This is a genomic window from Bradyrhizobium sp., from assembly GCF_049691595.1.
In the GTDB taxonomy this organism is placed as follows: Bacteria; Pseudomonadota; Alphaproteobacteria; order Rhizobiales; family Xanthobacteraceae; genus Bradyrhizobium.
In genome coordinates this window covers 1-11909 of record NZ_JBAVNZ010000151.1, presented here as the reverse complement: position 1 = coordinate 11909, position 11909 = coordinate 1, and the positions used below count along the sequence as shown (strand labels likewise).

Genomic DNA, 11909 nt, shown 5'->3' with positions numbered 1-11909 from the left:
CCGGAAAGCTGGTCGGGCTTGCGTTTCTCCATCCCCTCGAGCCTGACCAGCGCCACCATTTCCGCGACCCGGGCCGCGATGTCGGCCCGCGCCACGCGAGCGCGCTCCAACCCGAAGGCGATATTGTCGCGCACCGAAAGATGCGGAAACAACGCGTAATTCTGAAACATCATGTTGACCGGCCGCTGGTGCGGCAACACCCGCGCGATATCCTTGCCGGCCAGCAGGATGCGGCCCTCGTCCGGCGTCTCGAAGCCGGCCAGCATGCGCAGCAGCGTGGTCTTGCCGCAGCCGCTCGGACCGAGCAGCGCGAAAAATTCTCCGGCGCGGATGTCGAGCGACAGGGCATCGACGGCGCGGAAGGTGCCGAATTTTTTCGACACCCCCTCGATGCGCAACAGCGGCGTGTCGCAGGCATCCGTCCGCGGTTCGGGAGACGGCGTGGCCTCGTCGATTTTGGAAAGTTCCCCAGCCATGCCTTAGTAGTACACTTAGCGCCGGCAAAGGCGCAACGCGCGGGCGCCCACTCTACACAGCGGTCGCCATGAACGCCCCCAGCGCATCGCGATCCGGGGCCGGCATGGTCAGCCCGAGTTTTGAACGCCGCCACAAAATGTCGTCGGGGAAGCGCGCCCATTCCCTGGTCACGAGATAGCGCACTTCCGCGCCGGTCAGCTCTGGTCCGAAGGTTGGGCCCAAATCAGCCCTCACCCTGGCGTCGCCGAGGATCGCCTCGACCCTCGTGCCGTAGGCCGCGACCAGGCGGCAGGCCTGATCCTCGCCGAGAAAGCGCCAGCGATCGCGCGCGACATCGACCGCGGTCTCGAAGCCGTCCCAGGCAAAGTCGCCGCCCGGCAGCGGCGCGGTCGCGGTCCAGCGTGGCGCCATCGGATAGAACGGCGTCAGTTGCGAGACCGCCTTCTCCGCGCGCAGCCGCGAGGCGGTGACGTCGCCGCCGAACGCCGTGAGCAGCGGCGCCTTGCCGCGCCCGTGGTCCAATCTGATCGATCCGTCCCGCGTCGCGCGCCTGTGCGCGGGGTTGATGATGGCGTTGGCACCGGACACCGTGCGGACCACGTCGACCGGATGGATCGGTTCGCGAAAATACCGGTTGGCGGCCCCGCATAGATAGGCGACCTCGTTGAGGTCCACCGCGACCACGGCGGGATCGCCCTTGAACGCATGTGTAACGGTGCCGATCAGGGTAAAATCGCGCGCATAGGGGCTGGCGAAAATCAGCCGCCGGTCGCTGTTCTGAAACACGTAGACATGGTCGGTGTCGAACAGCCGCCTGACGACGATCTGGCTCACCTGCACGGTGCCGAGGCGTGGCGACGGCACGCGCAACACGGTCTCTGCGACCGACGCCGTCCATGCTCCGGTGGCATTGACCAGCGCCCTTGCGGTGATCACCTGGCGATGGCCGCGGTCGATCGTCACCAGCCGCCAGATTTCGCCGCGGTCGGCCCGGGTGCAGCGGGCGCCGGTACGAATCACGGCGCCGCGCTCGGCGGCATCGACGGCGGTGAGGATCACCAGCCGGGAATCGTCGACCACGCAGTCGGAATATTCGAACGCGGTGCCGAATGGCCGCTTCAACGGCACGCCGACCGGATGGTGCGTGACGTCGATCGTCGCCGAGGCCGGCAGATGCGTTCGCGAGGCCAGCCGGTCGTACAGCAACAGCCACGACCGCAACTGCCATTGCGGACGCTCGTCGGAATGGGCGGGGATCGCAAAGCGCATCGGGCGCACCAGATGCGGCGCGATCCGGAGCCAGACGTCGCGTTCGGCCAGCGCCGCCCGCACGCGAAGGAAATGCCGGCGCTCCAGTCCCGCCAGATCGCCATGGATCAGCCGTGGGGAAGCCGAGGATGCGCCCGCGCCAAGGTCGCCCTGCTCCAGCAGGATCACGCGCAGGCCACGTCCGGCGGCGTCACGCGCAATGCTCACGCCATTCAACCCGCCGCCGACGATCGCCAGATCGTAATCCGCCATGCGTAACGCCTATCGCCTTTTGGAGCGAAGCCTGTCCCGCACCTGGATAGCCGGATCGGCACCGGTTCGGACCACGAAAACGCGTCAGACAGGACGATAGGGCTTCGGCTCTGATGCCGAACCGAAAGAGCCCTACCCGGTCTTTCGCCCAGCCTCCACGACGTTGCCGCCTTTACCGCCGACCAGCACGGCGTATTGGGCGATCGGCGCCGGTTTGCCGACGAAATAACCCTGGACCGCGTCGCAGCCCGCGTCCGAGAGGAACGCAAGCTGCTCCTGGGTCTCCACGCCCTCGGCGACGATCGACATTTCAAGGCCGTGGCCGAGGTCGATGATGGCGCGCACGATCGCGGCCGATTGCGGGTTGCGGCCGAGATTCATGACGAAGGCGCGGTCGACTTTGATCTTGTCGAACGGGAACGCCTGCAGATAGCTCAGCGAGGAATAGCCGCTGCCGAAATCGTCCATCGAGACGCGCACGCCAAGCGCCTTCAGCCGCCGCAGCAGCGCAAGGCCGCGATCGAAATCCTCGATCAGCACGCCCTCGGTGATCTCAAGCTCGAGCCGGCCCGGCTTGAGGCCGGTTTCAAGCAGGATTGCGTGCACAAGGCCGACCACGTCACCATGCATGAACTGCGCGGGCGACAGGTTGACCGCGATCTGCAGCGGCATCGGCCAGGATGCGGCCTCGCGGCAGGCTTCGCGCAGGATCCATTCGCCCATCTCGACGATCAGGCCGCTCTCTTCCGCCAGCGGAATGAAATCGGCGGGCGGCACGAAACCCCGCGCCGGATGCAGCCAGCGCGCCAGCGCCTCGAAGCCGACAACCTCGCTGGTGGCGACCGTCGGCCCCGACCTGGCCAGCGGCTGGTAGTGCAGCGACAATTCGCCGTTCCTGATCGCGACCGAGAGATCCTGGTGCAGGACGCGGCGATCGCGGATCTGGCGGTCCATCTCGGGGTCATAAATGCTGATCGAGCCGCGCGATTTGGCCTTGGCGCGGAACAAGGCCGCGCCGGCATTGGCCAGCAGCGTGGCCGCGTCCGGTCCATTGTGCGGAAATACCGCGATGCCGGTGGTGACGCCGGTATGGATCGATTTGCCGTCGATCTGGAATTCGTTCGCCAACGCCCCGGCAACCTGTTTAGCCAGCAGTTTCCCCGCAGCCGGCTGCTTGCCGTCGATGATCAGGCCGAACTCGTCGCCGCTGAGCCGGGACACAACGCCGCCACCCGCGGAGTTCTGGAGACGCTTGGCGACCTCGATCAGCAATTTGTCGCCCATCGCCTGGCCGAACACGTCGTTGATTTCCTTGAGGCCGTCGAGGTCGACGCAGAGCACGGCGAATTCCTCGTCGGTGCCGCCGCAGGCCTCGATCATCTGCGCGAGCGCCTGCAGGAAGGCGGCGCGGTTCGGCAGATCCGTCAGGCCGTCATGATAGGCCATATGCGCCATCCGCGACTCGGTCTGGCGGCGATCGGTGACGTCTTCATGGGTCTTGATCAGATATTGCGGCTCGCCGGCATCGTCGAGCACCGTCATGCGACGGGTCAGGAACAGCCGCAATCCGTCCTTGGTGCTGATCGGGTGTTCCTCGGCGAGCAGCCCGCGCTTCCTGATCGCCGCCTCGTCGCGCGCGACGATCAGTTTGGCCTCCCGGGGGTTGAAGATGTCCGCGGCCGTCAGTCCGGTGACGTCCTCGCGACGGCGGTTGAGTATCCTCTCGGCGCTGCGGTTGGCGAGCAGGTATTTGCCGTCGCTGACGCGCTCGACAATGAGCGAGACCGGAATGTTGTCGACCACGAGCTCGAGAAACTTCTTGGTGCTTTCCAGTTCGCGAGACAGCGACCGGCGTTCGGTCACGTCGTCGAACAGCGCGATCAGGAATTCGGGTTCGTTGTTTTCATTGCGCACGATCACGCGGTTGGAGGCGATGATGCGTGTCTCGGTACCGCGCTCGACCGGCAATTCGCTGCGGTAATGGCCCTCCGGCGCATTCAGCGCCGAGCGGTCCGCCGCTGCGATGCTGGCCGCCGTATCTGGCCGGAAGATCTGGTCGGCGCGCCTGCCGACGATGTAGTCGCGGGAAAAACGCGAGAATCGCTCGAATGCGCGGTTGGCGAAGATATAGCGGCCGTCGTCGATGTTCTTGGCAGCCACGCATACCGGGACATTGTCGAGCACCGATTCCAGGAACTGCGTGGTCGATGCGAGCTTGCGCGAAAGCCTGCGCTGCTCGGTGCAGTCCTCGTGCGTCGCCACTGACCCGCCGTTCGGCAGTGGAAAATACCGGGCCAAAACCCATCGTCCGCCGGGCAGTCCGGTAACAAGGCCTTCCGGGCTGGCGCCCCTGGCGCGAAAATCGCCGTCGCTGACATCGAGGAGGCCGCGCTTGCGCCGCGTCTCCAGCAGTTCGGGACCGGTCATGTTCGGGGGAACGTCCGAGCGCGCCAGACCGTAAATTTCGAGATAGCGATCGTTGCAGAAGATGACCCGCCCCCGCGGATCGGTCATGACCACGCCCTGGCTGAGATTGTTGAGGGCGGAACTGATGAACGCGTTGCGCCGCAGCTGCGAACGCTTGACCTTGCGCAGTGCCGAAAGCACCCACAAGCCGACGGCTGCCAGAAAAGAAGCGACCACGATGCTGCCGATCAGGATTTCCCAGATCGTCTCGGGATCGAGCGAGCCGATGTAGCTCGATGGCGCAAAGCCGCCGGACAGTTCGCCCCAGGCCAAACCGGCCGGCGCAAGGCTGGCGATCACGCAGGCGACGGCCAGCGCCGGAATGAGGCTCTTCCCGCCTGCCTGCCAATTCTTGCCTGCCATCACCCACCCGTGGTTTTACGGGCGCAGTGTCTGGCTTCACGGGTTTGAATCGGGTAAATGGCTACCCTTGCAACCCAGAAATGTGGCTCGAATTACGGCAATTGCCCTGACATGATTAATGCTTCACTAACGGGATCGATGGTCGGAGGCGTATTTCAAGGCGATCCAACGGGTTGCCTTGAGGCCTCGTTGAACGAAACGAAGATAGCCCGGCGCGATATTGGCCCAGGTTCGCGCCGGATTTCCGGACATGAAGTGGCACATGGACAGGGTTGATTGCGTCGTTATCGGTGCGGGGGTGATCGGTCTCGCGGTCGCGCGGCATCTCGCGCAGGCCGGCCGCGAAGTGATCGTGCTCGAAGCGGCCGAGGGGATCGGAACCGTGACCTCCTCCCGCAACAGCGAGGTGATCCACGCCGGCATCTACTACCGCGCCGGCAGCCTGATGGCGCAAATGTGCGTCAGCGGCAAGCACGCGCTCTACCGATATTGCAGCGATCACGGCATCCCGCATCGCAATTGCGGCAAGCTGATCGTCGCAACCACGCCTCAGGAAACGGAAAAGCTGCAATCGATCCGGGCCCATGCCGAAGCCAATGGCGTGCGCGATATGCAGCTGCTCTCGGGCGATGCCGCCCGTGCGATCGAGCCGGCGCTGAATTGCGACGGCGCGCTGCTGTCGCCTTCCACCGGCATCATCGACAGCCACGCCTATATGCTGGCGCTGCGGGGCGATGCGGAAGAGGCAGGCGCCGCCTACGCGTTTTGCACGCCGCTTGTGCGCGCCAGGGCGGCCGCGGGCCGAATTGAAGTCGAGGCCGGCGGCGACGCGCCGATGACGCTTGAATGCAATCTCCTCGTCAATGCGGCCGGCCTCGGCGCGCCGGCGGTTGCACGCGGCATCGAGGGCATGCCGATCGGGCTGATACCGTCAGCCTATCTCGCCAAGGGAAACTATTTCAGCTGCAGCGCGCGGGCGCCGTTTTCACGCCTGATCTATCCGGTGCCGGAGCCCGGCGGGCTCGGCGTTCACCTGACGCTCGACATGGCGGGACAGGCCCGGTTCGGCCCTGATGTGGAATGGGTCGACGCCGTCGACTACGCGGTCGATCCGGCGCGGGCGGAGAGGTTCTATCCGGCGATCCGGAAGTATTGGCCGACCTTGCCGGACGGCGCGCTGATGCCGAGCTATTCCGGAATCCGGCCCAAGATCGTACCGCCCGCGGTGGCCACGCAGGACTTCCTGATCCAGGGCCAGCGCGACCACGGCGTCGCCGGGCTGATCAATCTGTTCGGCATCGAGTCGCCTGGATTGACGTCATCGCTCGCGATTGCGGAATATGTCGGCGAATTAGCCGAGGCGTGAGCTGTTTCCGCCCAAAACACGCCACGCGGCACAAAACACCTTATGCGCATGAGCGCATCGACGCCCATCCGACGGTAAGCAGGTGTGCTTCGGTACTCGGCTGAAAACAGGCTAGTGGAGAGTTTCTTCCGCGGTATGCTTCAACCGCTCGATCTCATCCTTGACCATCAACTTGCGGCGCTTCAACTCGACAATTTGCAAATCGTCTGTGGAAAGGTGCACGAGCGCTTCGTGCAATTCGTTCTCAAGAACCTTGTGTTTGCGTTCCAGTTCAACCAGATGCGCCTGTATTGCCATACGAGAGCTCCTCGGCAGGTGAAACCTCAGATTCGATCCGGACAGGGAAAGTGTACACCAGCCAGCGAGTCTGTCGATGGGTATCCAGAATCGCGCGTCTCATATTTTCGGATTATCTGTAACCAATCGTGAGTATGGAACCGGGCCAGCTTGCGCCCCGGGCGCTGAGGGACGATATTTCCGCCAGCGGCTATCCGGGGCCGTTCACAACCTCATCGTGCATTTTCAGTTAACATACGCCATGACCGACGAAGACGAGCGCGAACTCCAGGCCGAGCTGGCGAGGCTGCAGCAGGAGCATCGCGATCTCGACGCCGCGATCGACGCGTTGCATCAATCGCCGGCGCCGGATTTGCTGCGGCTGCAGCGGCTGAAGAAGCGCAAGCTTCAACTGCGCGACCGCATCGCCTTCATCGAAGACCAGATCACGCCGGATATCATCGCCTGACGTGTTGTTGCTGGATGGTCATTCCGGGATGGTCCGAAGGGCCATGGCGGAATCTCGAGTTTCCAGGTTCGTGCCAACGCACGCCTGGACGATCCGCAAAAAAATTTACGCCCCGCCGGTCAATTCCTGCAGCAGGCCGGCAAGCTCGTTGGCGTGATAGGGTTTGGGCAAAAATCGCCCGCCCTCCGGCAAGTCCTTTTCCCCGACATCCACAAGGCCGGAAGTCGCCACGATCTTGATCGGCGGCCAGCGGCCCCGGACCGCGCGGGCGAACCTCAGCCCGTCCATCGCACCTGGCATCTGGATGTCGGTAAACACGACCGTGATGTCGCGCCGGGTTTCCAGAATCGCGATCGCCGTGTCGGCGTCGGCGGCCTCGACGACTTCGAAACCGGCCGCGGCAATCATCTCGACCGCATCCAGTCGCAACAGCCACTCGTCCTCGACGATCAGCACCACGGACCTTCTGGATGCCGAAAGACCCATACGGCTCACTCCCTGTGCATAGGCGTTAAGCCGCGGATTTTGTTTTAGTTCCATGCGGTCCCGACTTTCTCGACGGCGGTACCGGCCTGCGTTGGCCATTCGGCGTGGCACATCCGACGCATGATCATGGCGACCCACCTCGGCACGGACATCCGGCAGAGCGGCGAAGCCGTCATAATCGACCATGTCGGGGAAAGATACCCGGCCTTTTGCGGACAGCCGGTTGGCATCGAGAAAAATGCGCCACAACGAAAGACCGAAAGACGGGTCTGATTCAATCAGAACCGGACAGCGCTCAGGCGGTGCTACTTTCGCGCGGACCGCCGCTTCGGCTTGGTGGGCGGCTCGGTGATCTGTTGCTGGACCGCGCTCGCCTCTTTCTGCAATCTCAGGGCACGAAGCCGTTCCATGTTCTTGCGAACCGCGATGCTCTCCTTCTGGATCAGCTCCAGAGCCTTTGCGCCTTCCTCGGCCGCCAGGCGCTGCCGGTTGGCGCGCGCGATCTTCTCCGGTGTTTCGACCTTGTCCTTCATGCGAACTGGCTTCGCAGCTTGGCGGTGATGTCGCGAAGTTCCCGGGCAAGGCTCGCGTTGTAGCGCCGGGTTTCCGGATCGGTCGAACGATCGGCTATCAGCGCGCTTTCCGCCGCGCGCTTCTCCAGATCATCAATGCGTTTTTGAGTTTCGATCATCGCTCGTTCGAGGTTGAGGCGGGAGCGGGCCCGGCATTCTCGTCACCGAGAGAGGCCTGGCGACCCCTGCGGTGATGATCGACCGTGCGCCTGAATCGACAGAATTGCCAGCGTTAATAAGGGGCTGAGCGAACACAATCCGGACGGCGCGCGATCAGACCGGCGATCCAGGCAGCCACCATACGGCTTGACTCTCTGGAACAAAACATGAACATTACCGTGCCAGCCAACAATGGAGTTTTGCCATGTCCGCACCGTCCTCCCTGTCCGACAACAGCCGTTACGAGCAGGCCTGCGATCAGGCGATCGCGATGTGCGACGGCAATTTGCGCAGCACCATCAAGGCGCTGATCATGGCCAACGAATATCTGGAAACGGAGCTGGAGGAATTGCAGGCGGCGATTGCCGCCGGCTGCGCGCCACGCCAGCAAGGCGCGTCAGGGCAACAGACTGCGGCGTCACACCCAAAGAGCGACGCCGCCTGATCGATTTTTCCGGGAGCGGACCGATGGCCGATGTCACCTATTACGTAGCGCTGCCATTCCTGGAAGACGATACCGGTTCGCCGGTCGCGGGCGCGGCGGAGGAATGCCAGAGTCTGACCGGCGCGTTGCGCCGCGCCGAGGCGATGTCGAGGATGGCGGGCAGCATCGGCGCGGTGGCGTTCAGCCGCACCGGCGATCCCATGATCGGCGAATTCGGCGATGCGAAATTGCTGCGGAGATTCGGCAATGTGCCGGAGGATCTGAGCGGGCTTTAGGCATTACGTTTCATGCCGCCTTTGCGCCTTGCGCACATACATCGCGCTGTCCGCCTCCTCCAGCGCGCGGCCTGCGTCCGCGTGAGGACCGAGGATCGCCACGCCGGCGGATGCACCCGCGCTGACATTGCGGCCGTCGAAGACAAAACTGAGCCGATCGATCGCCCGTTCCACCGCCGCCGCCTTGGCCCGGGCGTCGGTCTCGCTGAGATTCCACAGCAGCACCGCGAATTCGTCGCCGCCGAGCCGCCCGACCACATCCGATGCGCGCACCTCGATCAGCAGCGTCGCGACGATCGCCTTGAGCACCCGATCGCCCGCGGCGTGCCCAAAGGCGTCATTGATCGGCTTCAGGCGATCGACGTCGAGCACGATCAGCGCGCCGCTGGCACGGTAGCGCTTGATGTAGGCGATCGAGCGATTGAGTTCGCGCTCGAAGCCACGACGGTTCAAAATATCGAGCAGGAAGTCGGTCTCGGCGGAGGCCTGCAGCGCCTCGATCCGCGCCTCGGCCTGTGCCAATTGGGCCTTGAGCCGGCGAATCGTCGATTTGTCGTCGCTGGACGCAGCCGCCGGCCGGGGCGCCGTGGCCTGAGGGCGCCGCGGCGCTGCCTTGCGCGCTGGCAAAGTGCTTTTTCGGCGTTTCGCAGCCCCCGAGGTGGATGCCCTGGTTTTCTTGGTCATGCGCATCCTTGTTGAGGCCTGCTTATGAAGGCTTGCCGGGATTCACCAAGTCAGGATAGTCCATTCTGAACCCCTTGCCACGCCTTGGATGAAGCCCGGGCCGACCCTATAATCCGGCCCATATTTCTGGATTCCCGAACAGAATTGACGATATGCCCGCACCAATAGCCATCATTATGGGAAGCCAGTCCGACTGGGAGACCATGCGCCATGCCGCCGAAACGCTGGCGGCGCTCGGTGTCGATTGCGAGAAGCGTATCATTTCGGCCCACCGCACCCCGGACCGGCTGTTCGCCTTCGCCAAGGGCGCGAAGGCGGATGGCGTCAAGGTCATCATTGCCGGGGCCGGCGGCGCGGCGCACCTGCCAGGCATGACGGCGGCGCTGACCGAGCTTCCGGTGTTCGGCGTTCCCGTCGAATCCAGGGCCCTGTCGGGCCTCGATTCGCTCTACTCGATGGTGCAGATGCCCGCCGGCATTCCGGTCGGCACGCTCGCAATCGGAAAAGCTGGCGCCATCAATGCCGCATTGCTCGCCGCGAGCGTGCTCGCGCTGAGCGATCCCGCGTTGTCGGCGAGGCTCGCCGCCTGGCGCAAGCAACAGACCGATGCGGTCAGCGAGCGCCCGGAGGGAGCCGCGTGACGGCTGCCAGTGCCGCCGACTTCAAGTTCCGCGATCGGCCGCGGCAAATTCGTACCGGTAACTTCGAGCCAATAGACGGCACCAGGATCATGATCTTGCCAGCACCCCTTTGCCCGCGAAGTTCGTGTAAGAGATCGTCGAGATGAATCACGAACTTCGGAAACCGGGCACCGGCCAGGTCAAGCTCAAGCCGGGCGACACCGTCGGAATTCTCGGCGGCGGGCAACTGGGCCGGATGCTGGCGATGGCCGCCGCGCGGCTCGGCCTCAAGTGCCAGGTGTTTTCGCCGGACCCGGATTCACCCGCGTTCGACGTCGTGCTGCACGCGACCTGTGCCGAATATGCCGATGTCGAGGCGCTGGAACTGTTCGCCAACGACGTCGACGTCATCACCTATGAGTTCGAGAATGTCCCGGCCGCGACCGCAACGGTGCTGGCCGCCCGCCGTCCGGTGCTGCCGGCGCAGACGATCCTCGAAACCACCCAGGACCGGCTGATCGAGAAGGATTTCGTGAAGAGGCTCGGCATCGGCACCGCCGATTACGCCGATGTGTCCTCGATGGCGAGCCTGCGTGCCGCAATCGTCCGCATCGGCCTGCCCGCCGTCATCAAGACCCGCCGCTTCGGCTATGACGGCAAGGGCCAGGCGATCATCCGCGAAGGGGACGATCCCGCTCGGGTCTGGGAGGATCTCGGCACCAAATCCGCGATCCTGGAAGCGTTCGTGCCGTTCGAGCGGGAAATTTCCGTGATCGCCGCGCGCGGCGCCGACGGCGAGGTCGAATGCTACGATGTCACCGAAAACGAGCACCGCGACCATATCCTGAAAATCTCGCGCGCGCCGGCCGCGATCCCGGACGATCTGGCCGCGCAGGCCCGGTCGATCGCCGAAAAAATCGCGAACGCACTGAACTATGTCGGCGTGCTCGCGGTCGAGATGTTCGTTGTGCCCGGCAGCGGCCGGCATCAGGTTCTGGTCAACGAGATCGCGCCCCGGGTGCACAATTCCGGCCACTGGACGCTCGACGGCGCCTCGATCTCGCAATTCGAGCAGCATATCCGCGCCATCGCCGGCTGGCCGCTCGGCAAGCCGCTGCGCCATGGCCTCGTCACCATGACCAATTTGATCGGGGACGACATCGACAGCTATGAGCAGTGGCTGACGGTTCCCGGCGCCACCGTGCATCTCTACGGCAAGGGCCTGCCGCGGCCGGGCCGCAAGATGGGACATGTGACGCAAGTGACCGCGATGCCGCCCAAAACCGGCTGATCTCGACCAAAAAGCCGGCTCGCCGAGCGAACTCGCTTGCCGCAGGTGGACATTTCCACATTTGTCTGGTACATGCGCGCGCTTAGGGTAAAGGGTCAGGCCTTCGCCATCCTTTGCTTTGCCAGAATTCCGAACCGATCAAATTGAAAAAGGATGCCGCGTGCAGGTTCTCGTTCGCGATAACAATGTCGATCAAGCCCTCAAGGCGCTGAAGAAGAAGATGCAGCGCGAGGGTATTTTCCGCGAGATGAAGCTCCGCGGTCATTATGAAAAGCCCTCCGAGAAGAAGGCCCGTGAAAAGGCCGAGGCCGTGCGCCGCGCCCGCAAGCTGGCCCGTAAACGCGCCCAGCGCGAAGGCCTCATCAGCGTCAAGGCAGTGGCGACAGCCGCTCCGGCGCGCTGATCTGCCGCTTTTTCGACTTTTTGAACGGTTATCGAA

15 protein-coding genes are annotated in these 11909 nt (G+C 64.1%); 7 read left to right on the top strand and 8 right to left on the bottom strand.

Annotation, left to right across the window (positions count from 1 at the left end):
• The 3 genes from WCE35_RS06700 to WCE35_RS06690 form a co-directional block, all read right to left on the bottom strand.
• On the bottom strand, positions 1-476 hold a 476-nt coding region (locus tag WCE35_RS06700; RefSeq protein WP_424592562.1), incomplete at its 3' end, for an ABC transporter ATP-binding protein.
• A gap of 52 nt (positions 477-528) precedes the next feature.
• Complete coding sequence (locus WCE35_RS06695) at positions 529-1998, bottom strand: glycerol-3-phosphate dehydrogenase (RefSeq protein ID WP_424592561.1); 1470 nt, start codon at positions 1996-1998, stop codon at positions 529-531.
• A 132-nt stretch (positions 1999-2130) separates the two neighbouring features.
• Positions 2131-4827, bottom strand: a complete 2697-nt coding sequence (locus WCE35_RS06690; RefSeq protein WP_424592560.1) for a sensor domain-containing protein — start codon at positions 4825-4827, stop codon at positions 2131-2133.
• A 262-nt stretch (positions 4828-5089) separates the two neighbouring features.
• On the opposite strand from WCE35_RS06690, the gene WCE35_RS06685 reads away from it, so the two are divergent.
• Complete coding sequence (locus WCE35_RS06685) at positions 5090-6193, top strand: NAD(P)/FAD-dependent oxidoreductase (protein WP_424592559.1); 1104 nt, start codon at positions 5090-5092, stop codon at positions 6191-6193.
• A gap of 111 nt (positions 6194-6304) precedes the next feature.
• Here the strand turns inward: WCE35_RS06685 and WCE35_RS06680 are convergent, their stop codons facing one another.
• Entirely contained in the window at positions 6305-6490 is a 186-nt protein-coding gene (locus WCE35_RS06680) for a YdcH family protein (protein WP_424592558.1), read from the bottom strand.
• A 241-nt stretch (positions 6491-6731) separates the two neighbouring features.
• Here WCE35_RS06680 and WCE35_RS06675 point away from each other — a divergent pair, with 241 nt between their 5' ends.
• Positions 6732-6938 (top strand): YdcH family protein, encoded by a 207-nt coding sequence (locus tag WCE35_RS06675; RefSeq protein WP_212223181.1) that lies wholly within the window; start codon positions 6732-6734, stop codon positions 6936-6938.
• A 105-nt stretch (positions 6939-7043) separates the two neighbouring features.
• Here WCE35_RS06675 and WCE35_RS06670 read toward each other — a convergent pair whose 3' ends face one another.
• The 3 genes from WCE35_RS06670 to WCE35_RS06660 all read right to left on the bottom strand — a co-directional run bounded on the left by WCE35_RS06670 (position 7044) and on the right by WCE35_RS06660 (position 8115).
• Positions 7044-7424, bottom strand: a complete 381-nt coding sequence (locus WCE35_RS06670) for a response regulator (protein ID WP_424592563.1) — start codon at positions 7422-7424, stop codon at positions 7044-7046.
• A 305-nt stretch (positions 7425-7729) separates the two neighbouring features.
• On the bottom strand, positions 7730-7957 hold the full coding sequence (locus WCE35_RS06665) for a transcriptional regulator (protein ID WP_424592557.1): 228 nt from the start codon (positions 7955-7957) through the stop codon (positions 7730-7732).
• A complete protein-coding gene (locus WCE35_RS06660) occupies positions 7954-8115 on the bottom strand; it encodes a hypothetical protein (protein WP_424592556.1) in 162 nt (53 codons plus the stop codon). Before WCE35_RS06660 ends, WCE35_RS06665 begins: the two co-directional genes overlap by 4 nt.
• 245 nt (positions 8116-8360) lie before the next feature.
• On the opposite strand from WCE35_RS06660, the gene WCE35_RS06655 reads away from it, so the two are divergent.
• Together WCE35_RS06655 and WCE35_RS06650 are read left to right on the top strand one after the other, a co-directional pair.
• Entirely contained in the window at positions 8361-8600 is a 240-nt protein-coding gene (locus WCE35_RS06655; RefSeq protein WP_424592555.1) for a hypothetical protein, read from the top strand.
• 23 nt (positions 8601-8623) lie between these two features.
• Entirely contained in the window at positions 8624-8875 is a 252-nt protein-coding gene (locus tag WCE35_RS06650) for a hypothetical protein (protein ID WP_424592554.1), read from the top strand.
• A gap of 3 nt (positions 8876-8878) precedes the next feature.
• Here WCE35_RS06650 and WCE35_RS06645 read toward each other — a convergent pair whose 3' ends face one another.
• Positions 8879-9559, bottom strand: coding sequence for a GGDEF domain-containing protein (locus WCE35_RS06645; RefSeq protein WP_424592553.1), 681 nt, complete (start codon positions 9557-9559; stop codon positions 8879-8881).
• Positions 9560-9711: 152 nt separating this feature from the next.
• Between WCE35_RS06645 and purE the strand changes: the two genes are divergently transcribed.
• The 3 genes from purE to rpsU all read left to right on the top strand — a co-directional run bounded on the left by purE (position 9712) and on the right by rpsU (position 11873).
• The gene (gene purE / locus WCE35_RS06640) at positions 9712-10200 is read left to right on the top strand and encodes a 5-(carboxyamino)imidazole ribonucleotide mutase (RefSeq protein WP_424592552.1); all 489 of its coding nucleotides are present in this window, start codon (positions 9712-9714) and stop codon (positions 10198-10200) included.
• 142 nt (positions 10201-10342) lie between these two features.
• Positions 10343-11470 (top strand): 5-(carboxyamino)imidazole ribonucleotide synthase, encoded by a 1128-nt coding sequence (locus tag WCE35_RS06635; protein WP_424592551.1) that lies wholly within the window; start codon positions 10343-10345, stop codon positions 11468-11470.
• A 118-nt stretch (positions 11471-11588) separates the two neighbouring features.
• Positions 11589-11873: a 30S ribosomal protein S21 gene (gene rpsU / locus WCE35_RS06630; protein ID WP_424592550.1), complete on the top strand. Its 285-nt coding sequence runs from the start codon at positions 11589-11591 to the stop codon at positions 11871-11873.
• Positions 11874-11909 lie beyond the last annotated feature (36 nt).